The following is a 25,094-nucleotide window of genomic DNA, read 5'->3' on the forward strand; positions in this document are numbered from 1 at the left end:
ATGGATGTTCGATTTTTTTCTCGACAAACCTATAAAAAACAGGTATAGTAATGATAGATTCTAAAGAGATAACGAATAATAGATATTCGTTCTAAGGAGGAAATTGTAGTGAATGATCGTCAGGCAGCCCTTGAAATGGCGTTAAAACAAATAGAAAAGCAATTTGGTAAAGGATCCATCATGAAGCTTGGTGAACAAACAGATCGCCAAATCTCTACTATGCCAAGTGGATCATTAGCATTGGACACAGCCCTTGGGATAGGTGGGTATCCACGTGGACGTATTATTGAGATTTACGGTCCTGAAAGTTCAGGTAAAACAACTGTTGCTTTACATGCGATTGCTGAAGTTCAAGCAACAGGGGGACAAGCAGCATTTATTGATGCGGAGCACGCGTTAGATCCTGTTTATGCTCAAAAACTAGGAGTAAATATTGACGAGTTATTACTATCGCAACCAGATACGGGAGAGCAAGCTCTAGAGATTGCAGAAGCACTTGTTAGAAGTGGAGCTGTCGATATTCTAGTTATTGACTCGGTTGCAGCCCTTGTACCAAAAGCGGAAATTGAAGGGGAAATGGGAGATTCACACGTTGGTTTACAAGCTCGTTTAATGTCTCAAGCTCTTCGTAAACTTTCAGGTGCTATCAATAAATCCAAAACGATTGCAATCTTCATTAACCAGATTCGTGAAAAAGTTGGGGTTATGTTTGGGAATCCTGAAACAACTCCTGGTGGACGTGCGCTCAAGTTCTATTCTTCTGTTCGTCTAGAAGTACGTCGTGCTGAAACACTAAAGCAAGGTAATGATATGGTTGGTAACAAAACAAAGATCAAAGTCGTTAAGAATAAAGTAGCTCCTCCTTTCCGTACAGCAGAAGTAGATATTATGTACGGAGAAGGTATTTCAAAAGAGGGTGAAATTATCGATATGGGTTCTGAGTTGGATATCGTACAAAAAAGCGGATCATGGTATTCCTACAATGATGAGCGTCTTGGGCAAGGACGTGAAAACGCGAAGATATTCTTAAAAGAAAACCCAAGCATTCGCCTAGAAATTCAAAAGAAAATTCGTGAACACTATGGTTTAGATGGTGTTAAAACGGCACCTGAAGACGAAGATCAAGAAGAATTTGAATTAATTGATTAATCTTAGCGAAACCAGCAAGGTCGTACACTTTGCTGGTTTTTTGTGAAGGAATATGATGAAATTTGTAGTTTTTTCGAAATATTTAAAAAAGGGTGGAAGGACAACCCCTTGACAATAAAAATACACAGCTTTACAATTAATATGTATATTTTACATTTTTACTGATTATTAAAATGTTAAAAGCCTTAGTGCTGTATGTTGATGTAGAACAATGTACATGCCGACACTTTAAAAAATCGTAAACTAAAAAAAGTTCATAGCAAGAGGAGGTGAAATGATGGATTTAATTACAGTCATCTCCATTTTGCTTGGCCTATTCGTCGGTGCAGTTGTTGGCTATTTTGTTCGTAAATCCTTTTCTGAAGCAAAGATTGCAGGTGCTAAGGGTGCTGCAGAGCAAATTTTAGAAGATGCTAATCGTGAAGCGGATTCTTTGAAAAAGGAAGCCCTGCTTGAAGCAAAGGATGAGATTCACAAGTTTCGTATAGAAGCTGAACGTGAAATTCGTGATCGAAGAAATGAACTGCAAAAACAAGAAAATCGATTACTGCAAAAAGAGGAAAATCTTGATCGAAAAGATGAATCTTTAGAAAAACGTGAATCACTTTTAGAAAAGAGAGACGATTCTCTTAACAAAAAACAACAGCATATTGAAGAGATGGAAAGCAAAGTGGACGAGATCGTAAAAACGCAACAATCGGAGCTTGAACGAATCTCTGGCTTAACTCGTGAAGAGGCGAAGTCCATCATTTTAGAGCGAATGGAGCAGGAGTTATCTCATGACATCGCTTTAATGATTAAAGAGAGTGAAAATAGAGCTAAAGAGGAATCGGATAAGAAAGCCAAAGAAGTCTTGTCACTAGCAATCCAAAGATGCGCGGCTGATCATGTCGCAGAAACAACCGTTTCTGTCGTGAACCTTCCAAATGATGAAATGAAGGGACGCATAATTGGTCGTGAAGGACGGAATATCCGAACGCTGGAAACTCTAACAGGAATTGATCTTATTATCGATGATACGCCGGAAGCAGTTATCCTTTCTGGTTTTGATCCAATTCGTAGAGAGACAGCCCGTTTAGCTTTAGAAAAGCTTGTACAAGATGGACGCATCCATCCTGCGAGAATTGAAGAGATGGTTGATAAGGCGCGTAGAGAAGTTGACGAGCACATTCGAGAAATCGGAGAACAAACCACTTTTGAGGTTGGTGTTCATGGACTTCATCCGGACCTAATCAAAATCCTTGGTCGCTTGAAATTCCGTACAAGTTATGGTCAAAATGTACTCAAACACTCAATGGAAGTAGCTCAACTAGCTGGACTATTAGCCGCTGAACTTGGTGAAGATGAAACATTAGCTCGTCGTGCAGGTCTTCTTCATGACATTGGTAAGGCGATTGACCATGAAGTTGAAGGTAGTCACGTTGAGATTGGGGTAGAATTAGCAACAAAATACAAAGAACATCCAGTTGTAATTAACAGTATTGCTTCTCACCATGGTGATTCTGAACCAACTTCGATCATAGCTGTCCTTGTAGCCGCTGCCGATGCTCTATCAGCAGCTAGACCAGGAGCTAGAAGAGAAACTCTAGAAAACTATATTCGTCGTCTTGAGAAGCTTGAAGAGATTTCTGAATCTTATGATGGTGTTGAGAAATCTTTTGCAATCCAAGCTGGTCGAGAAGTACGTATATTAGTGAAGCCTGATCAAATCGATGACCTTGAAGCTCATCGACTTGCAAGAGACATTAGAAAGCAGATTGAGGAAGAACTTGATTATCCAGGTCATATTAAAGTAACAGTGATTCGTGAAACGAGAGCTGTTGAATATGCAAAATAAAGCGATGCGCTATGCATCGCTTTATTTGTGCTCAAGGGTCAACCGATGCATAGAACTTCTATCAGTTGTGTTACAATGAAAATATGGATATCAAAATAAGAAAAGAAGAAGAAAGGGCTTTTGTATGAACATATTATTTATAGGGGATGTTGTTGGATCCCCCGGACGAGATATGGTACATGAGTATTTACCAAAGCTTAAGGAGAAGTATCGTCCTCATATAACCATCATCAATGGAGAAAATGCAGCAGGGGGCAAAGGAATTACAGAGAAAATTTACCGAGGATTTCTAGAGGCGGGTGCACAAGCTGTTACTCTTGGAAATCATACATGGGATAATCGTGAGATATTTGAATTCATTGATAAAGCTAAATATATGGTCAGGCCGGCAAATTTCCCGAAAGATAATCCTGGTAAAGGAATTGTATATTTGAAGATGAATCAGGATGAGGTAGCAATTATTAGTGTACAGGGCCGAACATTTATGCAACCAAACGACTGTCCATTTACAGTTGTTGACGAATTAATTAATGAGGCAAAAGAAAGAACTCCCATCATATTTGTAGATTTCCATGCAGAAGCAACTAGCGAGAAACAAGCGATGGGTTGGTACTTAGATGGAAGAGTAACAGCAGTAGTAGGTACTCACACACACGTTCAAACGGCAGACAATCGCATTTTACCTTCTGGCACTGCATACATATCAGACGTAGGAATGACAGGTCCTTACGACGGAATTTTGGGAGTTGAGAAGGAAGCGGTATTGAAGAGGTTCTTAACGAATTTACCAGTTCGATTTGAAGTACCAACAACAGGTAGGTCTCAACTTAATGGCGTACTTATTGAACTAGATAAGAACAGTGGACGGGCAAAGAAGATTGACCGAATCATAATTAATGAAGACCACCCATTCTATTCCTAAAAATCAAAACTGAAGCTAATGCCATCATATAGAACTGTAGAAAGTCTTCTCATTTACTGGAGGAGGCTTTTTTAATTTTTTCTAGAACTCTCCTTGAATAAATGACCTTTTAAAATTTTTTTTGGGAAAACGCACCTGAAAGTTTTCTTTTTTTTGTCCAAGCTGGAATATGTTATTTATTTCAAGAATATAGTAGCAATGGAATCATATATACCTGACATGTTCAAATGACGAACATCAGGAGGGGTTAAACAAGGAGGAGCTAGGAATGGAAATATTAAAAGTTTCAGCAAAATCTAATCCTAATTCTGTAGCTGGTGCGCTTGCAGGAGTTCTGCGTGAAAGAGGTGCTGCGGAAATCCAAGCGATTGGTGCGGGTGCATTAAATCAAGCCGTAAAGGCAGTAGCGATCGCAAGAGGATTCGTAGCACCTAGCGGAGTTGATTTAATTTGTATTCCTGCATTTACAGATATTTTGATTGATGGGGAAGAAAGAACGGCGATTAAACTTATAGTAGAGCCAAGATAACATTGTTTTACTTATGCCTGTTTGCGGATTTGCAGACAGGTTCTTTTTTTGTGTGTAGATTTATATGCTTATCTATATGGATGTAATTTTAATCATTTAAAGGTCAGGATTAAAACTTTTTTGAGAGGAGAAACGTATGAAAATTTTTGATGCTCATTGCGATGTCTTATATAAAATGCTATTAAATAATCATCTTCGTTTTTACAATTCCAAAGATTTAAACGTAAATCTCAAAGGTTTAATGCAAGCTGGAGTTACAGTTCAATGTTTTTCTATTTATATACCTGAATCTACTCATCCAGAGATGAGGTTTAATGTTGCCCTTTATATGGTTGAGCTTTTTTATGAAAAGGTATTAAAGCCGAACCCTCAGTTAAGATTAATCACTTCACAGGAGGGATTAAATCATATAAGTGAAGGCGAGGTAGGGGCCATTCTTACTTTAGAAGGCTGTGATGCGATAGGAAGGGACCTACTGAAACTTAAAACACTCTTGAGGCTAGGAGTTTCATCGGTTGGATTGACTTGGAATCATGCAAATGCTGTTGCGGATGGTGCTCTTGAGGAAAGAGGTGGAGGACTAACACAATTTGGGAAACAGGTTGTGAATACATTAAATGAAAGCAACACATGGTGTGACGTTTCACATCTCTCTGAGAGAGGCTTCTGGGATGTAATTGAATGGGGAGACTATCCATATGCATCACATTCAAATTGTTATTCACTATGTCCTCATACAAGAAATTTAAATGACGAGCAAATATATGCACTTATCGAACGAAACGGGGTAATGGGTATTAATTTTGTACCACAGTTCCTATCAGGTAAAGAGAATGCAACAATTACCGATATTTTGAGACATTTAGAACATGTATGTGCCCTTGGGGGAGAAGATCATGTTGGTTTCGGTTCAGATTTCGATGGGAACGATGAACTAGTTACAGGATTGGAATCAGTTGAAGGGTATATTACATTAAAAGAGGAATTAACAAAATATTATTCTGATATACAAGTAGAAAAATTTCTATATAAAAATCTAGCAAGTCGTTTTCCGAGATAGTAGCCAGGGTAAAACACTATAGAAACAATGTTTTTTAAATCATTTTCATGAATTTTCATAGAAAGTCTTCTCAATCTATCTATTATATTTTTGTAAATAAAAAAATATTCATATTTTCGTCAATATTTAGTTCGAAGGGGTTGCAATTTTTGATACTTAGGTCTAGAATTGAAAGCGTTTAGTACGTATTCATGCTCTTAGTTTTTTTCACAAGAGATCTACTTGTTTGTAAGGGCTTTAGAATAGGGCTACACTTATTTAAAAAACACGTTTTTTACATATTTCTTAACGTATCCAAAGGGGTGTAAGACATGATCAATCAACTTTCTTGGAAAGTTGGCGGACAACAAGGGGAAGGTATTGAAAGTACTGGAGAAGTATTTTCCATTGCATTGAACCGTTTAGGCTACTATTTATATGGTTACCGTCACTTTTCATCTCGTATTAAAGGCGGTCATACTAACAACAAAATTCGCGTAAGCACTACTCAAGTTCGCTCAATCTCCGACGACCTTGATATTCTGGTAGCTTTCGACCAAGAAACAATTGACTTAAACTACAAAGAACTACACGAAAAAGGAATTATTATCGCTGATTCAAAGTTTGATCCAAAACGTCCAGAAGATACTCAAGCGGCAATGTATGCGGTTCCATTTACAGATATGGCAACAGAACTAGGAACATCGCTAATGAAGAACATGGTTGCAATTGGTGCTACTAGTGCAATCTTAGACTTAGATATCACTGTTTTTGAAGAAGTAGTTCAAGAGATCTACGGGAAAAAAGGTGAGCAAGTTGTAGCTAAGAACATGGAAGCTGTTAAAGCTGGTTACGACTTTATGAAAGAAAAGCTATCTGATAATTCAGTAATGCAATTAGAAAAAGCAGATGGAAATAAACGTATGTTTATGATTGGTAATGATGCAATCGCATTAGGAGCAATTGCTGGTGGATGCCGCTTCATGGCTGCATATCCTATTACTCCTGCTTCAGAGATCATGGAGTACTTAATTAAAAAACTTCCTGCTTTAGGTGGAACTGTTATCCAAACAGAAGATGAAATTGCTGCAGCTACAATGGCAATCGGTGCTAACTATGCTGGTGTTCGTACCATTACAGCATCTGCGGGTCCTGGTCTATCTCTTAAAATGGAAGCAATTGGTTTATCTGGTATTACAGAAACTCCACTTGTTATTGTTGATACTCAACGTGGTGGTCCTTCTACAGGTCTTCCAACGAAACAAGAACAATCTGACTTAATGGCTATGATTTATGGTACTCACGGAGAGATTCCTAAAATTGTTATGGCTCCAAGTACTGTTCAAGAAGCATTCTATGATGCTGCAGAGGCGTTTAACTTAGCTGAGGAATATCAAGTTCCTGTTATTCTATTAACTGACTTGCAGTTATCTTTAGGTAAGCAAACGGTTGAGCCACTAAACTTTGATAAAGTTGAAATCCGTCGTGGTAAGCTTGCTACTGAAGAGCTACCAGAAGTTGAGGGCAAAGGTTACTTCAAGCGTTATGAAGTTACTGAAGATGGAGTTTCACCACGTGTAGTTCCTGGTATGAAAAATGGTATTCACCATGTAACAGGTGTTGAGCACGATGAAACGGGTAAACCATCAGAATCAGCTGCTAACCGTAATGCTCAAATGGATAAGCGTTTCCGTAAAGTTGAAAACATTAAATTTAATACACCAGTTCACAAAAATGCTCCGCATGAAGAAGCTGACATTTTATTAGTAGGCTTTAACTCTACTCGCGGAACAATTGAAGAAGCAATGACTCGTTTAGAAAAAGACGGATTAAAAGTGAATCATGCTCATATTCGTTTAATTCATCCGTTCCCGACTGATGAAATGCTACCGCTTGTGAAATCAGCTAAAAAGGTTGTAGTTGTAGAAAACAACGCAACTGGACAACTGGCAAATATTTTAAAAATGAATGTTGGACATGCTGAAAAAGTCTACAAACATTTAAAATATGACGGAAATCCGTTCTTGCCACATGAAATTCATACAAAATGCAAGGAGCTGTTTTAAGAATGGCAACATTTAAAGACTTTCGTAATAACGTAAAGCCTAACTGGTGCCCTGGTTGTGGCGATTTCTCAGTACAAGCGGCAATTCAACGTGCAGCAGCTAACGTTGGATTAGAACCTGAAAACTTAGCGGTAGTGTCAGGTATCGGATGTTCTGGACGTATTTCAGGATATATTAACTCATATGGTTTCCATGGTATTCACGGACGTGCATTACCAATTGCACAAGGTGTGAAAATGGCGAACCGTGATTTAACAGTTATTGCATCTGGTGGAGACGGAGATGGATTTGCAATCGGAATGGGACACACGATCCATGCAATCCGCCGTAACGTAGACGTTACTTATATTGTTATGGATAACCAAATTTACGGATTAACAAAAGGTCAAACATCACCTAGATCAGCAGCAGGTTTCAAGACGAAATCTACTCCTCAAGGTTCTATTGAGCAGCCAATTTCCCCGATGGAAATGGCATTAACAGCCGGTGCAACATTTGTTGCTCAAAGCTTCTCAACTGACCTTAAGGACTTAACGGCTCTAATCGAGGCAGGAATTAACCATAAAGGTTTTTCATTAATCAACGTGTTCAGCCCATGTGTAACTTACAATAAAGTAAACACATATGACTGGTTTAAAGAAAACCTAACGAAGCTTGCTGATGTTGAAGGTTATGATCCAAATAACAAAGAGCAAGCAATGCAGACATTAATGAAGCACAATGGTTTAGTAACTGGACTAATCTACCAAGATACTGAGCGTAAATCTTATCAAGAGTTATTATCTGGATACTCTGAAACTCCACTTGTAAATGCTGATCTAAAATTAGATGAAGCACACTTCAATAAGCTAGTTTCTGAGTTTATGTAATAAAGCCTAAAACCCCGATAAATGAACGATTACCTCAATTGTTACCATAACAATGAGGGGGCAGTTCAATTTATTCGGGGTTTTTCTTTTTGCAGGGATTATAATGTGATGACTATCACATCTGATTTGTTCATTTTAGGGTAAAATTCCTTTGGCTATCTTTGTTTACATTTCCCCTAATTCGTTAATAAAGGTTACTAAACTTTTGATTTAATCGAAGAAAGTGTTGTGGATGAGCACGGAGAATTGGGATTGGGATGTCTATAAGATTACTCTGGGCTCCTTATGAAATCTTTTGTGAAACATGAACAAACGAAATAAACTTTCTTATTCGACAAAAAGTGATTTACTATTGTTTTCAATCTATATAGGCTTTATACTTAAATAATGTGCGTACATTCTCTGTTTTGACTAGAATTTGTTTGCATCAAAACACAACATTAAAATCGTCGATTTATAGATAGTTTAGAAAAGAAAGGGGAATTCGAATGAACGAAAAACAACGTTTAGAAGGTCAGCAAGTACAAGCAGATAATTCTTCGGACAAAAAATCCGAAAAGGATTTCAGTAAGTACTTTGAAAAAGTCTACACAGCTCCTTCTTTAAAAGATGCTAAAAAACGTGGAAAAGAAGAAGTTCAGTATCATAAGGATTTCGATATCCCAGAAGAATTTCGTGGTATGGGAGAAGGTCGTAAATTCTATATCCGTACTTACGGCTGTCAAATGAATGAACATGATACAGAAGTAATGGCGGGTATTTTTATGGGGCTTGGATATGAGCCTACTGATTCAGTTGAAGATGCGAATGTAATCCTTTTAAACACTTGTGCAATCCGTGAAAATGCAGAAAATAAGGTATTTGGTGAATTAGGGCACTTAAAACATCTAAAAACTCAGAGACCAGATCTTCTGATTGGTGTTTGTGGATGTATGTCTCAAGAGGAATCAGTAGTGAACAAGATCCTTAAGACTTACCAACAGGTAGATATGATTTTCGGTACTCATAATATTCACCGCCTCCCGAACATTCTTCAAGAAGCTTATATGTCTAAAGAAATGGTTATTGAAGTTTGGTCAAAAGAAGGAGATATTATCGAGAATCTTCCAAAAGTACGTCGGGGGGATATTAAAGCTTGGGTTAACATTATGTACGGATGTGATAAGTTCTGTACGTATTGTATTGTACCTTACACTCGTGGGAAAGAACGTAGCCGTCGTCCTGAAGACATTATCCAAGAAGTGCGTCATTTAGCATCACAAGGCTATAAAGAAATTACATTGCTTGGTCAAAATGTTAACGCATATGGGAAAGATTTTGAGGACATGAAATATGGCCTTGGTGACTTAATGGATGAGATTCGTAAAATTGACATCCCACGTATTCGATTTACGACTAGCCACCCGCGTGATTTTGATGATCATTTAATTGAAGTACTAGCAAAAGGTGGAAACCTTGTTGAACATATTCACCTTCCAGTACAATCAGGATCAACGGAAGTTCTTAAGATCATGGCTCGTAAATATACGAGAGAGCAGTATTTAGAACTTGTTCGTAAAATAAAGGCAGCGATTCCAAATGCTACTTTTACAACAGATATTATTGTAGGCTATCCAAATGAAACGGAAGAGCAATTTGAAGAGACGATGTCTTTATATCGTGAGGTTGGCTTTGAATCTGCTTATACGTTCATTTACTCTCCACGTGAAGGTACACCAGCTGCCAAAATGGTGGACAATGTACCGATGGAAGTGAAGAAAGAGCGTCTTCAAAAATTAAATGCATTAGTTAATGAGTTTTCTGCTGAAGCGATGAAGAAATATCATGACCAAATTGTTGAGGTTCTTGTTGAAGGGGAAAGTAAGAATAACCCTGAAGTTTTAGCAGGATATACTCGTAAGAATAAGCTTGTTAACTTTAAAGGACCAAAATCAGCAATTGGTAAATTAGTAAAAGTAAAAATTACAGATGCAAAAACTTGGTCTTTAAACGGAGAAATGGTTGAGGAACTAGAAGCTATCGAGGTGAAGTAAGATGGGGAAATATACAAAAGATGATATCGTGGCACGTGCACAAGAATTAGCAAGAATGATTTCAGAAACAGAAGAAGTTGATTTCTTTAAAAAGGCTGAAGCTCAAATTCATAGCAATGAGAAGGTTCGCGCTTTGATTTCGCAAATTAAAGGTTTGCAAAAACAAGCAGTAAACTTACACCACTATGGGAAAGAAGAAGCTCTTAAGAAGACAGAAGCGAAAATTGCTTCAATTGAAGAGGAATTAGATTCTATTCCAGTAGTTCAAGAATTCAAGCAATCACAGTTAGAAGTAAATGATCTTCTACAGCTTGTAGCTACTACTATCTCAAATAAAGTTACTGACGAAGTAGTGACTTCCACTGGTGGAAACATCTTAAGTGGGGAAACTGGTTCAGAGATTGAAAACAAAAGCTGTTCACATCATTAATAACAAAACGACCCTAGTCTATAAGACAGGGTCGTTTTTTTTATATTAATTATTTCTAGGATATATGAATCATGTAGGATGTGAAAAAAGTCATTCTTTTATACTTGTTCACAGTTTTGTTAAATCTATTTGACAGATTTAAGTCCTTTTCTTCTTTTCTATAGTTTAAATAGGGAAAAATACACTACAATACCATAAAGTGAGTGGTTTCATAGTTTTATCCAATTTCACTATCAGAGAACATTACTGATAGTGCTTTAAAATTGAATAGGAATGGAATTCTCATGGGATATTTTTATATGGGGTGTATGGAAATGGCGAAATTAACTAAGAAATTATTACTTTCTTACTTCATTATTGTTCTTATGATGGGAGGACTCGGTCTTGGAGCATATACAGCACTTTCTTCTGTAAACAAAAACGGAGAAACGATGTATAAAAATGGAGTGGTTCCACTAAGTCTTTTAGCGGATATTGCTAAGTACTCTGAGAATACTCGTGTACAAATGGTCACTGCAGTTAATACAAAGAATGCATCGCCAACAAAAATTGCAGAGGAAAATATAATACATATAAAAGATGTAATTGAAAAATATGAAAAAATTTCAATGATCCCTGAAGAAAAAGAAAAGTTTGAAGAGTTTACATCTAACTGGTATACATTTACGGATCGGGTTGCTAAAAATATTATTTTAGTTAAAAACGAACAGTATGAGGAAGCTACAGCGGGGTTAAAGCTTGGTGGAGAACCTTTTACATTAGCAAGTGATAGCCTAAAAGAGCTAATTAACATTAACAATCAAATGGCTGAAGAATTAATGAACCAAAATGAACAAAATTACAAGCAAACTCGTTTGCTTCTTATTTTAACAATCGCTGTCGCAACTATTGTAGCGATAAGCGTCGGCCTTTTTGTCGGAAGAAACATTAGTCAACCGGTGATGAAAATCTCTGCTAGAGCAAATGAGATTGCTAAGGGGGATTTAACGGGAGAGACAATCCTGATAAAGAATAAAGATGAAATTGGCGATTTAGCCCAGTCTTTTAATGAAATGAAAGAAGGGTTACGGGCATTAGTATCCTCCGTTTCGAAGTCAGCAGAAGAATTGGCGGCGGTATCGGAGGAAATGGCAGCTTCGAGTGAACAAGTATCATCTTCCGTTCAAGAAGTATCTATCTCAATGAATCATGTTGCGCAAAATACGGAATTAGGAAACAATTCAGTCGTAGATGTATCAACGGTTTTATTAGAGCTATCCTCTCTTATCCAAATTGCGAAAAATAAAGCAACCTCAGCTCTAAATAATTCTGAAACAACTTATAAAACGGCTACCGACGGAAAAGACATAGTAAATAAATCCATTGATAAAATTGAGTCAATTAGAAATCGAACCATTGAGACTGAAGTGTTAATTCAAAAGCTAGACCAGTACACACAGGAAATTGGCCATATCACACAGATGATTACAAGTATTGCAGATCAAACGAATCTCCTTGCGTTAAACGCATCGATTGAAGCCGCACGAGCAGGAGAACATGGACGTGGATTTGCAGTTGTAGCAGAGGAAGTTCGTAAACTAGCCGAACAATCAAATTCAGGTGCTAATCAAGTAGCTGAATTAGTCAAGAAGATATCTGGCAGTACTGGTGAAGTTGTTCGTGCTATGCATTTGAACAAGTCTGAAGTAGAGCAGGGGGTAGAAATTGTATCGACTGCAGGCGATGCTTTAGATCGAATCCTTGATGCTGTATCACTAACCTTAAAAGAAGTGGACGGAATCTCTGATGTAACGGACGAAGAAGTCGCAAGTTCAGATAAGATTGTTAAGTTGATTTCTGATTTATCTTCTGTAATGGAAAATACTGCGGCAAATACGGAAGAAGTGGCTGCTTCGATTCAAGAGTCCACTGCAGCGATGGAAACCGTGTCAGGCTCAGCCGAGGAAGTAAGCTCCATGGCAGCTGAACTTAAATCGTCTGTCGAAGTGTTTCGGATATAGGCGGACAATCCAATAGAATCATATAAATGTAGGGATAGCAATTTTGCTGTCCCTATTTTCTGTTTGAATCCTTCTCAAAACCCTCTTTTAAATCGTGACACATATCTATGGGTGAACGCATAGTATGAACTATACCGCACCTAAATAAAGGCTTAGTCAATCCTATAAAAATATAATCACACTAGTCTAATATCCCGCATAGGATGAAATGAAAATGATTGAGGAGGTTTCGCTCGCAATGGGAGAATACAGAGAGATTATCACAAAAGCGGTCGTAGCGAAAGGACGTAAATTCACACAGTCTAATCATACGATTTGCCCGGCACACAATCCGACCAGTATCCTCGGCTGTTGGATCATAAACCATACGTACGAGGCGAAAAAGTTAGGTAAAAAAGTTGAAGTACACGGCTACTATGACATTAACGTTTGGCACTCCTATAACGATAATACAAAGACAGAAGTTGTAACGGAGCGCGTTGAATATTGTGACGTCATTAAACTAAAATATCGTGATCCAGATTGTTTTGATGACCATGATGTAATCGCGAAAGTACTTCAACAGCCAAATTGTTGTGAAGCAGTTATTTCCCCAAATGGAAATAAGATTATTGTTCATGTTGAAAGAGAATTCCTTGTAGAAGTTATTGGTGAAACAAAAGTGTGCGTTGAAGTACACCCTGGAGCTCACAAGGACGACGATGATGATTGGGGATTAGATATCGATGACGAGGAATTCGAGGATCTAAATCCAGATTTCTTAGTCGGATCTGAAGAAGAGTAGTAATCAACTAGGGAGTTTATTCTTCCTAGTTTTTTCTTTTGAGGATATATTCCCTCTTTTTAAAACTCCTCCTATATAAGTAAACAATCGACACCATGTTCCTTCTAATGAACGTAAGAAATCTCCATCAATAGTTTGAGTACAAAATGACTGCTAATTTATATAATTGTGATGAAGGAGGAGATTTGAGTGAAAATATATCAGCTCAATATGAAGTGTGCACAATTAGAAGAAATGAAAAGTTTTTATATAGACGTTTTAGAAATGGAGCTTGTGGGAGAGTCAGAGAGTCATTTCTCTGTGATGGCAGGTACAACGAAGCTTGTTTTTGAGAAGGATTCTATTACGCCATTTTATCATGTGTGTTTCAGAACGAACGCAACATTCTTTCATCACATATTCAATAAACTGAATGCAGAAAAAGTTCTTTTACCTAATGAAGATGGTGAAATTAGTCTATTTTGGAAAGGAAAACAGGCGTATTTTAAAGATCCTGATGGGAATATTTTAGAAATGCTAGAAAGACCATTTACGGAAGCCGATCAAGCTGAACCTCTCTCCTGGTTCGATGTAGGGGAGATCGGCCTACCTACGGAAAATGTTAAGGAACTACAAAATCAATTAAACCAAATTCTAAACGATCAGGTGAAGGCTGATAGTGAAACATTTGCGTTTTATGGCGATCTTGAAGGGGTATTTGTCATTGTTAAAGAAGGGAGACATTGGTACCCCACCACATTAGGAGCCACGATTCATCCTCTAAAAGTCTATGTCACCGGGAATGAGGATACATACTACAAAAATGAAATTTATCCTTATGAAATCGTTGTTAGGAAAGAATGGAATCATGAGCTTCCTGCCGTTCAATTCCGGATGGCACGACCAACCAATCAATTAGAAAAGTTAGTTGAGTTTTATAAAGATGGAATCGGCCTTAACATCATTGGTGAGTTTAGAGGTCATGAAGGATATGATGGAATGATGCTTGGTCTACCAGGACACCCCTACCACATAGAATTCACCCAATATGAGAAAGAGGTTGCGCTCCCAACTCCTACGAAAGAGCATTTACTTGTGTTTTATATGGGAAATCGTTATAAAAGAGATGAAATCGTTAGTCGATTAACGAGAATGGGATATGAACCAGTCGAGCCTGAAAATCCGTATTGGGGAAGAGGCGGAGTAACCATTGAAGATCCAGATGGGTGGAGAGTGGTTCTTATGAATAGTGTGGGGATATGAAAGACAAGAAGCTATAAGGCCCTCTTATAGCTTTTTGTCATTCTCCTCAAGAAACTCATTGATTACACTTATAACGTCTTCTAATATCTTAATTGATTCAAAAGGGTTGACACCTATATCGAGACTGTGGTTAGCCCCACGTACAAGATGTGTTTGATGTACATTTTTATATAGTTCCCATTTCTCCCTTATATAACAAGGATCCTGATCCCCGATGATGGTGAGTGATGGAATATGACTATTAAGCATCTTTTCATATACATCGTCACGATTGATGAGCGGAGTTAACCAAATGATCTTATTTGGTAAAAAGTACTCTAAGCTTATGCAGATTGAGAGTGTGCCAATAGACTTTCCAACAAAAAGGGTCTCTGAGTATTTTTCTGAATGAAAGACATCAATAATAGTTTCTGCATTATACTTCATGCAAGATTGTTTTTCCTCTTGACTAAAGGAAGAGAACGGTGCACTCTGATAGTCATAATTGACATGAACTACATCGTATCCATTTTTCACAAATAAACTTGTACTATAATAAAGAAGAGGTGCTTGGGCTGTATAGCCTAATCCAGGGAAAATAAATGCTAGTTTAGTCGAAGGTTCCTTATGTTCTAAATATGTATAGGAAACTTGCATTCCATTATAGCCTTCTAAGTAGCCAGTTCTTCTATTCATCCTTCATCAACTCCTTAGAAGAATTATAATGGATTTCTTTGGAAAAATAATTGCTTTAATCAGAAATTTCTTGAGAAAATTTTCAAATTGGATTTTTGTTGATGCTAGAAATGAATGTGTCGATTTATGTTATAATATTGTTCAAGAGAAAATGATTGATAGAATGATATTTTGGAGGACTTATGTCTACTACATATACGCCGATGATACAACAATATTTACGAGTAAAGGCAGACTATGAAGATGCCTTTTTATTTTTCCGTTTGGGTGATTTTTATGAAATGTTTTTTAATGATGCAATTGAAGCTTCGCAAATACTAGAGATTACATTAACAAGTCGTGATGGTGGTGGAGAGGACCGTATTCCGATGTGCGGAGTTCCCTATCATTCAGCGCCACAATATATTGAGCAACTAGTGGAAAAAGGTTATAAAGTTGCGATTTGTGAACAAACGGAAGATCCTAAACAGGCTAAAGGGGTAGTTAGAAGAGAAGTAGTGCAACTCATTACTCCAGGAACTGTCATGGAAGGACGAGCGTTAAGCGAAAAAGATAATAATTATATCGCAACCATTACCCAATTCGATGATGAAACCTATGGATTTGCATGTAATGACTTATCTACAGGGGAAAACAAAGTTACACTACTTACTGGAAGCTTTGAGCAAGTATTGAATGAATTATCGCTTTTAGGTGCAAAAGAAGTGGTTATTGATCGTTCGTTTAATGGTGATCTTCAACGGAAAATGAAGGAGCGTGCTGTGACCACGATTTCTTTTGAGGACGACATTGAAGGAAAGGAAGCTTTCGAACATGTTATCGAGCACATAAACCAGGACAAGCTCCGTATGACAGTCATTCGTTTATTTAATTATCTGTACCGTACACAGAAAAGAAATTTAGATCATCTCCAGCCTGTGGAGCTCTATCAAATCGATCAGTATATGAAAATTGATTATTTTTCGAAACGAAACTTGGAACTAACTGAAACGATCCGCTCCAAAGGGAAAAAGGGTTCCCTCATTTGGCTTCTTGATGAAACCAAAACAGCTATGGGCGGAAGGACTCTTAAGCAGTGGATTGATCGACCTCTAATCGATGAAAAAGAAATAAAGAGACGCCAAGCGGTTGTAGAAGCTCTCATCTCTCATTATTTTGAACGTCAAGAGCTAAGAGAGAACTTAAAGGAAGTCTACGACCTTGAGCGTTTAGCAGGAAGAGTTGCATTCGGAAATGTAAATGCACGAGACTTAATGCAACTAAAACGATCTCTTCTTCAGGTGCCAATTGTTAGAGAACTTTTAGAGAAGCTTCCGATTAAAGAGGCTCAAGAAGTAGCTAAAAAAATAGAACCGTGTGTTGAGGTGACTGATTTACTAGAAAAAGCAATTGTTGAAAATCCACCTCTATCCATCAAGGACGGGAATATGATTCAAGATGGATATCATGCTGAGTTGGATCAATATCGTGATGCAACTAGGAACGGAAAGACATGGATTGCCCAACTTGAAAGGGAACAGCGTGAAAAGACTGGTATTAAATCTCTTAAAGTTGGATATAACCGTGTGTTTGGATATTATATTGAAGTGACAAAAGCAAACCTTCATCTTTTAAAAGAAGGTCAGTATGAGAGAAAACAAACACTTACAAATGCTGAACGTTTTATTACTCCAGAACTAAAAGAAAAAGAAGCGTTAATTTTACAAGCAGAAGAAAAAAGTGTTGAACTAGAGTACCAATTATTTATTTCCATTCGTGAATTTGTAAAAAAATATATTCCTCAATTACAAGCATTAGCAAAAGTTGTCAGTGAGATTGATGTCCTTCAATGTTTTGCAACGGTAAGTGAGGAGAGACATTATGTAAAGCCTGCTTTCTCTAATAATCGAGAAATTTTTATTAAGGAAGGTAGGCATCCTGTTGTTGAAAAAGTAATGAATGCTCAGGAGTATGTTCCCAATGATTGTTTAATGAACTCACAGAAAGAGCTACTGCTTATTACAGGACCTAATATGTCGGGGAAAAGTACGTATATGAGACAAATTGCGCTTACAGCCATTCTTGCGCAAATTGGTTGTTATGTACCAGCTACAGAAGCAAGACTGCCCATCTTTGACCAAGTTTTCACAAGAATCGGAGCTGCTGATGATTTAATTTCTGGACAAAGTACATTTATGGTGGAAATGCTAGAAGCGAAAAATGCCATTGCTAACGCAACTCAAGAAAGCCTAATTCTTTTTGATGAAATTGGTCGTGGTACATCAACCTATGATGGAATGGCATTGGCACAGGCAATCATTGAATATATTCACACCCGTATTGGTGCTAAAACATTATTCTCAACCCACTATCATGAGCTAACGGTATTAGAAGAACAGCTTGATAACTTAAAAAATATTCATGTAAGCGCCATTGAGCAAAATGGCAAAGTGGTGTTTCTTCATAAAATTAAAGATGGCGCAGCGGATAAGAGCTATGGAATTCATGTAGCCCAATTAGCGGAGCTCCCGGAAGAATTAATTACAAGGGCGAATGAAATTTTGCAAACTTTAGAACAAAAGGACGGTTCTAAAGAGAAAACGCTTAAAAAGCCAGTTCTTTCAAAAGTGGAAGAAGAGGCGCAGCTTTCGTTTTTTGATGTACCATCTAAAACCAATCATGAAGGTTTAAATTCAAAGGAAAAACAAATTATCTCTCAACTCAAACAGATGGACATTCTGGAGATGAACCCAATCCAAGCATTAAATACTTTATATGAGTTACACAAAAAACTTAAATAATCACTAGGAGGTGTATGTGTGGGAAGAATCATTCAATTAGACGATGCATTGTCGAACAAAATAGCTGCTGGTGAAGTGGTGGAACGCCCTGCTTCTGTGGTAAAAGAACTCGTCGAAAATGCCATAGACGCGGGAAGTTCCATTATTGAAATCGAAATTGAAGAAGCTGGCCTTTCAAAGATTCGAATCATTGACAACGGACACGGTATTGAAGAAGACGACGTTTTAATGGCGTTTCAACGGCATGCTACAAGTAAAATTAAAACAGACAATGACTTATTTCGTATACGTACACTAGGTTTCCGTGGTGAAGCATTACCGAGTATCGCCTCTGTTTCTAGACTGGAAATGAAGACTTCTACTGGTGAAACAGGTAATCGTGTAGTCATTGAGGGTGGAAAAGTTGAGGTTTCTGAAAAGTCTTCAAGCAGAAAAGGGACAGATATCACGATTACGGACTTGTTTTTCAACACTCCTGCGCGTCTTAAATATCTTAAGACAGTTCACACTGAATTAGGAAATATAACGGATATAGTAAATCGTTTGGCCCTTTCTCATCCTGAAGTATCGTTTAGGTTACTCCATAACGAAAGAAAGTTGCTTCATACAAATGGAAATGGCGATGTAAGGCAAGTTCTAGCAGCTATATATGGTTTAAATATTGTGAAAAAAATGATTCCGGTTGAGGCTAGCTCATTAGATTTCAAATTAAATGGTTGGATTGCGCTTCCTGAAATTACAAGGGCGTCCCGAAACTATATTTCCACGATGATTAATGGCCGATTTATTAAAAACTATCCATTGGTAAAAGCCATACAGGAAGGGTATCATACTCTTTTGCCGATCGGTCGCTATCCGATTGTCCTATTAAATATTGAAATGGATCCGTTACTTGTTGATGTGAACGTCCATCCTTCTAAAATGGATGTTCGTTTAAGTAAAGAGCATGAATTAAATGAATTAGTAACCTCAACGATTAAGAATACTTTTAAAAAAGAAGAGCTTATTCCATCAGGCTACACACAATTAAAAAGAGAAAAGCCTAAATCTGAGCAGACTTTTTTTGAGTTGGATCATCTACCGGACACGACTAGTAAACCGGTAAAATTTGAATCATCTCCAGTCTTACAGAGAGAAATGCCAGCTAAGAGACTCTATCAACCGGGTACTTTAGAAGAGTTTCAGCCTACTAGAGTGGAATCGACCTCAGCGCAGGTGGAGATGATCCATGAGGATGAAGAGAGTTTCATTGATGATGTAAAAGAGGAAACACATCAAGAGCTAGTTAGTCAGGAAACAACTGAAATGGGACAAAGGGTTCCGCCTCTATATCCAATTGGTCAGATGCACGGAACGTACATTTTAGCCCAAAACGAAAAGGGACTATATATTATTGATCAGCATGCTGCACAAGAGCGGATAAAATATGAATACTTTAAGGAAAAAGTAGGGCAAGTGGCAAGTGAGCTCCAAGACATGTTGGTACCTTTAACGCTCGAGTATTCAACAGATGAATATATGAAAATATCAGAGTACCAGGGCGAGCTTGAAAAAGTAGGGATCTTCCTAGAACCGTTTGGTCATAATAGCTTTATCGTTCGAGCACACCCACAATGGTTTACCAAAGGAGAAGAACAGCAAATTATTGAGAGTATGATTGAACAACTACTTCATATGAAGAGAGTAGATATTAAGAAGCTGAGAGAGGAAGCAGCCATTATGATGAGCTGTAAAGCCTCTATAAAAGCAAATCAATATCTACGAAACGAAGAAATTCAAGCGTTGTTAGATGATTTAAGAAGAACAACAGACCCCTTCACATGTCCTCACGGGAGACCAATCATTATTCAATACTCAACTTATGAGTTAGAGAAAATGTTTAAGAGAGTGATGTAAATAAAGCGCTAGAACATGTTCAAATGTTTGAACGATGTTCTGGCGTTTTTTGGTTAGTAAGGATCTTCTAGAGTTATAGTGGCATTAACACAAATCTGAATACGGCAAAATTTAACGTAATCAGCCTAGAGGGAAATACGTTTTCGTGAAACTTTTTCATCAAATGATCGTCAATGTATATAGAGGTATAAAATATTGCCAAAATTCACTTGTTCCTGATTTTTCAAAAAATAGTCGAACGAACAAGCTGGTTTTCAGTAGCTATATAAACTATATTTAAGATAGGCCATGTGATTGGAGTGGTAAAATGGTGAGTTTAGGATTGTTATTTTCTTTGATTCCTATCGTAATTGTAGTGTTCATAATTGCCCTTGTCGCAAAAAATAAAGAGGGGGAAGAAGATATGATTCGTCATTTGTATACGTATTTAGTTTTATTTGCCACGCTTATGATGGTGATCGGTGGCGGCATTTCAATTTTTATGGCCTCAGCAGATTTAGTTAGTCCACCATCTTACTATCAGAGTTATACTGATTTCAAAACGATGAGACAACATGAAAAGTTTGAAGGACAAAAGGCGGAGTTGACGGAGGAAGAACTACGCACTGAATATGAGCAAATGATTAAAGACGAAAAACAACGTCAACAAGAAAGAGCAAAAAATCAAATCATTAAAAGCTTAGGATTTATCGTCATCCCTCTTCCAATCTTTATATACTTCAATAGAATGAGAAAAAGTCAGACTTAAAAGCATCTCTAACAACGTCGATTGGGTGTTGTTAGAGATGCTTTTCCTTTTTATATGTAACCTTAGTCAAACTCATGCTAGTTCATAAGCCCAATTAACTTGTACTCCTCTTCCCCTTTTTTTATAGGTACATATACTAGACTGAAAACCAATTAGGAAGGGGAATTACATTGAATCCATATTTGAATCATTCATCTAGACAATTTGGTTTTGGTTATCCAGGAGCGGGAACAGGCTTTGGAGGCCCAGGTTATCCAGGAGCGGGAACAGGCTTTGGAGGCCCAGGTTATCCAGGAGCGGGAACAGGCTTTGGAGGCCCAAGTTATCCAGGAGCGGGAACAGGCTTTGGAGGCCCAGGTTATCCAGGAGCGGGAACAGGCTTTGGAGGCTATGGTTATCCAGGAGCGGAAACAGGCTTTGGAGGCCATGGTTATCTAGGAGCAGGAACAGGCTTTGGAGGCTATGGTTATCCAGGAGCGGGAGCAGGTTTCGGAGGCCCAGGTTATCCAGGAGTAGGAACAGGCTTTGGTGGAGGCCATGGTTACCCAGGAGCACCAGGTTATGGTTACGGTGGTTTTAATCCGGCTCTTAGTACTGGATTATTAGGATTAGGCGCGGGGCTTTTAGGGGGAGCTATTTTAGACGATCATTAAGCCGTATAGCCTTAATAAATATATATAGTAGACACCAATCAAGGGTGTCTACTATTTTAATTCTTATTTTACAGCTGGTTGTATTTTTTGTAAGTAATTCAGTGCTTTTCCCGTACCTATTGCTACGGATTCTAGTGGATTTGAGGCTAGCTGGACCGGTACTTGTATTTGTTTACTAATCCATTCCTCTAAACCATTTAACAACGATCCACCACCTGTTAATATAACCCCTCTATCAACAATATCGCCACTTAACTCTGCAGGGCTATCCTCTAAGGTTAGTCGTATTGCTTCTAGAATGTGTAGGAGGGATTCTCTGATTGCCTCCCGAATTTCATTGGATGTTAAAGTGATGGTCTTGGGAAGTCCTGTAACTAAATCTCGGCCCCGAACTTCCATCTCTAATGAATCATGGTCCAATGGAGCATAGCCAATTTCTATTTTAATCTGCTCAGCAGTTCTTTCTCCAATTAATACATTATATGATTTGCGAACGTATTGGATAATGTCTTCATCCATTGAGTCTCCACCAATCCGAACGGAATGGCAAGTAACAACTCCACCGAAGGAAATTAATGCAACTTCTGTGGAACCACCGCCAATATCGACTACTACATTAGCCACTGGTTCATCTACCGGGAGACCTGCTCCGATTGCAGCTGCAACGGGTTCCTCGATGATATGGACCTTTTTTGCCCCTGCATTTTTTACTACATCATGAATGGCTCTTCGATCAACACTTGTAGAACCGGACGGAACACATACGACAATATTTGGCTTCCTAATCGTTAATCCCATATTTTTTGAAGCTTTATAAAGGATATGTTTGACCATTTCTGTCGTTATATGATAATCGGCGATCACACCGTCTTTAAGTGGGCGAATCGCAACAATTCTTTCTGGTGTTTTTCCAATCATTTCTTTTGCTTCCGTGCCAACTGCTAAGACTTTTTTAGTAACCGCATCAATCGCTACTACTGAAGGTTCATTTAATGTGATTCCTTTATTTTTACAATATACGAGTACATTTGCTGTTCCTAAATCAATCCCAAATTCTGAAGTTGTAAACATCTATTCCCCGCCAATCTACATAATTGTATGTTCTATTATTTATCATAAATAGCATTCTAATAAATTAGCACAGTTTTGGGGGTAAACGAAAGAATGTCATCTAATCGTTAACACAATGTAAAATAACAGGAAATCGGTGGTAGTTTTATAGCTTATTTGAAATATGATATATGACATAGAAAAAATGATTTAAAAAAACTAAAATGAATATTTTGTGTGAATTTTATCGGAACTAGATTGAATATTTTATCTCGCTTGGTATAATTTGTAGTGAATTGTCGAAAATGGTATTTTTGTACTAGGTTTAAACTCCTCTAGTGAAAAAAGCATTCTCAAAGTGCTATTTTAATAGGACTATGTTTATGACTAAAAGTAACCTGATATCTCTTTGACAATTTCAAAAAATATTCACCAAAGGAGATACTTACATGAGGTCAAAATTTTTTAAGAAAGGTCTCACGACAAAAATTTTAGCTTTAAATTTCATTATCTTGTTGATTGTTTCGGTACTATTCGGCACGATTAGCTACACATTTGCTAAGAAGGAATTGGTTGATGCAGGGGTTACTGACCTACGTCACTCTGTAAATGGTGCTATTGCGATTCTTAATCAACTGGATCAACAGGTTCAAAGTGGAGAAATTAGTTTAGAAGAGGCGAAAGAAATTGCAGCAAATTTCATCTCGGGTCCTAGTACGACTGATAACCAAAGAGATTTCAATAAAGCAGCTTTCTTATATAAAGAACAAGGCTATATGTTTGCATACGATGGTAAGCTGATAAGTACTGCTCATCCAATGGGATTAGAGGGACAGGATAAATCAGAATTAAAAGATGCGGATGGAAATTACTTAATACGTGATCTATTAAGCATTTCAAAGAGAGAAAACCCAGATGAACGAACACATACATATGATTGGACAAACAAAGGTGAGACCCAACCAAGGGAAAAATTAGCCTATGTATCTTATTATCAACCATGGGATTGGATGATTGGGATAGGAGCTTATACAGACGAGTTTTATGAACATTTAGATGCTCTTAGAATGATTTCAATTTTAATTGGGGTTGTGACACTAATTATTGGAAGCGTGGCTTATTATTTCTTTGTACGCAGTTACTTAAACAAGATCCAATCAATAAATGAAAGTGCAAAAGAAATTGCCCGTGGTAATTTGGCGATCGAAGTAGAGGAATTTAAAGCTACAGATGAAATAGGGGAGTTATCCGTTTCATTTAAAGAAATGGCTAAAACGATACGTGAATTACTAGAGCAAGTACATATTTCAAGTGAGCAAGTTGCTGCTTCCTCAGAACAATTATCTGCAAGTGCCGAACAGACAAAGATTGCCACAAATGAAGTAACGGTAGCTATGCAATCTATCGCTTCATCAAATGAAACACAGGTAAGAAGCATTGAGGATGGAACGAAATCCTTATCGGATATGGCGAAAGGGCTAAGCGAAGTTTCAACTATGGCTACTTCCGTTTCCAAATCCTCTACCTCGGCAGCAACTGAAGCTGAACAAGGATATAAAGTGATCCAAAAAGTTATTAACCAAATGAATACCATTACTGATTCTGTTTCAAATTCTTCAAACGTTGTAAAGAAATTAGAAGGAAGATCAGTAGAAATTGGTCAAATTATTCAAGTGATAACGGGGATTTCTGAACAAACCAATCTACTTGCGCTAAATGCTGCTATTGAAGCTGCTCGTGCAGGAGAGCACGGGAAAGGATTTGCGGTTGTAGCAGATGAAGTTAGAAAATTAGCTGAGGAATCGAAAAAATCTGCAAGTTTAATATCAGATTTAATTAAAGAGATCCAGATAGATTCTTCTGAAGCCATGGAAGCTATGTCCAAAGGGACAAGTGATGTTCATGAAGGTGTTGAGATTGTGAACGAAGCGGGAGAATTATTTGAAAAGATTCTCACGTCTGTTAAAAATGTTACTGATCAAATTCAAAAAGTATCTTCCTCAACAGAACTTGCAAATGAAAATGCAGTAAAGGTAAAAGAAACGATTATAGTAATCGAGGATGTAGCAAGACAAACATCTGCAAACTCTCAAAATGTTGCATCATCATCTGAAGAGCAGTTAGCCTCTATGGAAGAAATTTCATCATCATCTGATTCTTTAAGCCATATGGCACAGGATTTAAGAGAGTTGGTTCAAAAGTTTAAATTATAGATTGAAAAGGGTTTAAATTATAATGATTTAAACCCTTTGTCTAAAGAAGGTAATCTCAAATCTTTTAAGTCGACATTGAAGAATATAAATTTTTCCTTATTGATAAAAAACCTTCAAAATTTTGAATATGAAACTCAGAATCGGGCATAATGCATAGATGTTCAACTGATTTATTTTTA

The 25,094-nt window shown here is 37.5% G+C and carries 19 protein-coding genes; 17 read left to right on the forward strand and 2 right to left on the reverse strand.

What is annotated here, in order from left to right:
• The first annotated feature begins 108 nt into the window (after nt 1-108).
• The 12 genes from recA (at nt 109) to ACFYKX_RS00860 (ending at nt 14,900) form a co-directional block, all read left to right on the forward strand.
• Nucleotides 109-1,149: a recombinase RecA gene (recA, locus tag ACFYKX_RS00805; RefSeq protein ID WP_389357119.1), complete on the forward strand. Its 1,041-nt coding sequence runs from the start codon at nt 109-111 to the stop codon at nt 1,147-1,149.
• A 277-nt stretch (nt 1,150-1,426) separates the two neighbouring features.
• On the forward strand, nt 1,427-2,986 hold the full coding sequence (gene rny / locus ACFYKX_RS00810) for a ribonuclease Y (RefSeq protein WP_389358970.1): 1,560 nt from the start codon (nt 1,427-1,429) through the stop codon (nt 2,984-2,986).
• A 124-nt stretch (nt 2,987-3,110) separates the two neighbouring features.
• Nucleotides 3,111-3,908, forward strand: coding sequence for a TIGR00282 family metallophosphoesterase (locus tag ACFYKX_RS00815; RefSeq protein WP_389357121.1), 798 nt, complete (start codon nt 3,111-3,113; stop codon nt 3,906-3,908).
• Between the two features lie 268 nt (nt 3,909-4,176).
• Nucleotides 4,177-4,437: a stage V sporulation protein SpoVS gene (spoVS, locus tag ACFYKX_RS00820; protein ID WP_003211281.1), complete on the forward strand. Its 261-nt coding sequence runs from the start codon at nt 4,177-4,179 to the stop codon at nt 4,435-4,437.
• Nucleotides 4,438-4,573: 136 nt separating this feature from the next.
• Nucleotides 4,574-5,497, forward strand: a complete 924-nt coding sequence (locus tag ACFYKX_RS00825; RefSeq protein WP_389357123.1) for a dipeptidase — start codon at nt 4,574-4,576, stop codon at nt 5,495-5,497.
• 311 nt (nt 5,498-5,808) lie between these two features.
• A complete protein-coding gene (locus tag ACFYKX_RS00830) occupies nt 5,809-7,542 on the forward strand; it encodes a 2-oxoacid:acceptor oxidoreductase subunit alpha (RefSeq protein ID WP_389357125.1) in 1,734 nt (577 codons plus the stop codon).
• Nucleotides 7,543-7,544: 2 nt separating this feature from the next.
• Nucleotides 7,545-8,411 (forward strand): 2-oxoacid:ferredoxin oxidoreductase subunit beta, encoded by an 867-nt coding sequence (locus tag ACFYKX_RS00835; RefSeq protein ID WP_389357127.1) that lies wholly within the window; start codon nt 7,545-7,547, stop codon nt 8,409-8,411.
• A gap of 488 nt (nt 8,412-8,899) precedes the next feature.
• Nucleotides 8,900-10,444 carry a tRNA (N6-isopentenyl adenosine(37)-C2)-methylthiotransferase MiaB gene (gene miaB, locus ACFYKX_RS00840; protein ID WP_389357129.1) on the forward strand — a complete coding sequence of 515 codons (1,545 nt, stop codon included), beginning with the start codon at nt 8,900-8,902 and terminating at the stop codon, nt 10,442-10,444.
• Between the two features lies 1 nt (nt 10,445).
• Nucleotides 10,446-10,874, forward strand: a complete 429-nt coding sequence (locus tag ACFYKX_RS00845) for a RicAFT regulatory complex protein RicA family protein (protein ID WP_389357131.1) — start codon at nt 10,446-10,448, stop codon at nt 10,872-10,874.
• A gap of 314 nt (nt 10,875-11,188) precedes the next feature.
• Nucleotides 11,189-12,874, forward strand: a complete 1,686-nt coding sequence (locus tag ACFYKX_RS00850) for a methyl-accepting chemotaxis protein (protein ID WP_389357133.1) — start codon at nt 11,189-11,191, stop codon at nt 12,872-12,874.
• A 238-nt stretch (nt 12,875-13,112) separates the two neighbouring features.
• On the forward strand, nt 13,113-13,658 hold the full coding sequence (locus tag ACFYKX_RS00855; protein ID WP_389358972.1) for an outer spore coat protein CotE: 546 nt from the start codon (nt 13,113-13,115) through the stop codon (nt 13,656-13,658).
• Between the two features lie 873 nt (nt 13,659-14,531).
• Nucleotides 14,532-14,900: a VOC family protein gene (locus ACFYKX_RS00860; protein ID WP_389358974.1), complete on the forward strand. Its 369-nt coding sequence runs from the start codon at nt 14,532-14,534 to the stop codon at nt 14,898-14,900.
• Nucleotides 14,901-14,924: 24 nt separating this feature from the next.
• Here ACFYKX_RS00860 and ACFYKX_RS00865 read toward each other — a convergent pair whose 3' ends face one another.
• Complete coding sequence (locus ACFYKX_RS00865) at nt 14,925-15,575, reverse strand: alpha/beta hydrolase (RefSeq protein WP_389357135.1); 651 nt, start codon at nt 15,573-15,575, stop codon at nt 14,925-14,927.
• A gap of 182 nt (nt 15,576-15,757) precedes the next feature.
• Here ACFYKX_RS00865 and mutS point away from each other — a divergent pair, with 182 nt between their 5' ends.
• The 4 genes from mutS to ACFYKX_RS00885 all read left to right on the forward strand — a co-directional run bounded on the left by mutS (nt 15,758) and on the right by ACFYKX_RS00885 (nt 21,652).
• Nucleotides 15,758-18,355: a DNA mismatch repair protein MutS gene (gene mutS / locus ACFYKX_RS00870; RefSeq protein WP_389357136.1), complete on the forward strand. Its 2,598-nt coding sequence runs from the start codon at nt 15,758-15,760 to the stop codon at nt 18,353-18,355.
• Nucleotides 18,356-18,373: 18 nt separating this feature from the next.
• Complete coding sequence (mutL, locus tag ACFYKX_RS00875) at nt 18,374-20,251, forward strand: DNA mismatch repair endonuclease MutL (protein ID WP_389357138.1); 1,878 nt, start codon at nt 18,374-18,376, stop codon at nt 20,249-20,251.
• A 403-nt stretch (nt 20,252-20,654) separates the two neighbouring features.
• On the forward strand, nt 20,655-20,999 hold the full coding sequence (locus ACFYKX_RS00880) for a hypothetical protein (protein WP_389357140.1): 345 nt from the start codon (nt 20,655-20,657) through the stop codon (nt 20,997-20,999).
• Nucleotides 21,000-21,169: 170 nt separating this feature from the next.
• On the forward strand, nt 21,170-21,652 hold the full coding sequence (locus ACFYKX_RS00885; RefSeq protein WP_389357142.1) for a hypothetical protein: 483 nt from the start codon (nt 21,170-21,172) through the stop codon (nt 21,650-21,652).
• A 63-nt stretch (nt 21,653-21,715) separates the two neighbouring features.
• On the opposite strand, the gene mreBH is transcribed toward ACFYKX_RS00885, so the two are convergent.
• The gene (mreBH, locus tag ACFYKX_RS00890) at nt 21,716-22,723 is read right to left on the reverse strand and encodes a rod-share determining protein MreBH (RefSeq protein WP_389357144.1); all 1,008 of its coding nucleotides are present in this window, start codon (nt 22,721-22,723) and stop codon (nt 21,716-21,718) included.
• Between the two features lie 428 nt (nt 22,724-23,151).
• On the opposite strand from mreBH, the gene ACFYKX_RS00895 reads away from it, so the two are divergent.
• Nucleotides 23,152-24,915, forward strand: a complete 1,764-nt coding sequence (locus tag ACFYKX_RS00895; RefSeq protein WP_389357146.1) for a methyl-accepting chemotaxis protein — start codon at nt 23,152-23,154, stop codon at nt 24,913-24,915.
• The last annotated feature ends 179 nt before the right edge of the window (nt 24,916-25,094 follow it).

This window comes from Cytobacillus spartinae (genome assembly GCF_042865285.1).
GTDB classification, from domain to species: Bacteria; Bacillota; Bacilli; order Bacillales; family Cytobacillaceae; genus Robertmurraya_A; species Robertmurraya_A spartinae.

Bases quoted from the DNA above. Each gene is read 5' to 3' on its own strand.
- ACFYKX_RS00825 (WP_389357123.1), top strand. From the start codon at position 4,574: ATGAAAATTTTTGATGCTCATTGCGATGTCTTATATAAAATGCTATTA.
- mutS (WP_389357136.1), top strand. From the start codon at position 15,758: ATGTCTACTACATATACGCCGATGATACAACAATATTTACGAGTAAAG.
- ACFYKX_RS00830 (WP_389357125.1), top strand. From the start codon at position 5,809: ATGATCAATCAACTTTCTTGGAAAGTTGGCGGACAACAAGGGGAAGGT.
- ACFYKX_RS00895 (WP_389357146.1), top strand. From the start codon at position 23,152: ATGAGGTCAAAATTTTTTAAGAAAGGTCTCACGACAAAAATTTTAGCT.
- miaB (WP_389357129.1), top strand. From the start codon at position 8,900: ATGAACGAAAAACAACGTTTAGAAGGTCAGCAAGTACAAGCAGATAAT.
- spoVS (WP_003211281.1), top strand. From the start codon at position 4,177: ATGGAAATATTAAAAGTTTCAGCAAAATCTAATCCTAATTCTGTAGCT.
- ACFYKX_RS00855 (WP_389358972.1), top strand. From the start codon at position 13,113: ATGGGAGAATACAGAGAGATTATCACAAAAGCGGTCGTAGCGAAAGGA.
- ACFYKX_RS00880 (WP_389357140.1), top strand. From the start codon at position 20,655: ATGATTCGTCATTTGTATACGTATTTAGTTTTATTTGCCACGCTTATG.
- ACFYKX_RS00860 (WP_389358974.1), top strand. From the start codon at position 14,532: ATGGCACGACCAACCAATCAATTAGAAAAGTTAGTTGAGTTTTATAAA.
- ACFYKX_RS00850 (WP_389357133.1), top strand. From the start codon at position 11,189: ATGGCGAAATTAACTAAGAAATTATTACTTTCTTACTTCATTATTGTT.
- mreBH (WP_389357144.1), bottom strand. From the start codon at position 22,723: ATGTTTACAACTTCAGAATTTGGGATTGATTTAGGAACAGCAAATGTA.
- ACFYKX_RS00835 (WP_389357127.1), top strand. From the start codon at position 7,545: ATGGCAACATTTAAAGACTTTCGTAATAACGTAAAGCCTAACTGGTGC.
- rny (WP_389358970.1), top strand. From the start codon at position 1,427: ATGGATTTAATTACAGTCATCTCCATTTTGCTTGGCCTATTCGTCGGT.
- ACFYKX_RS00845 (WP_389357131.1), top strand. From the start codon at position 10,446: ATGGGGAAATATACAAAAGATGATATCGTGGCACGTGCACAAGAATTA.
- ACFYKX_RS00865 (WP_389357135.1), bottom strand. From the start codon at position 15,575: ATGAATAGAAGAACTGGCTACTTAGAAGGCTATAATGGAATGCAAGTT.
- ACFYKX_RS00815 (WP_389357121.1), top strand. From the start codon at position 3,111: ATGAACATATTATTTATAGGGGATGTTGTTGGATCCCCCGGACGAGAT.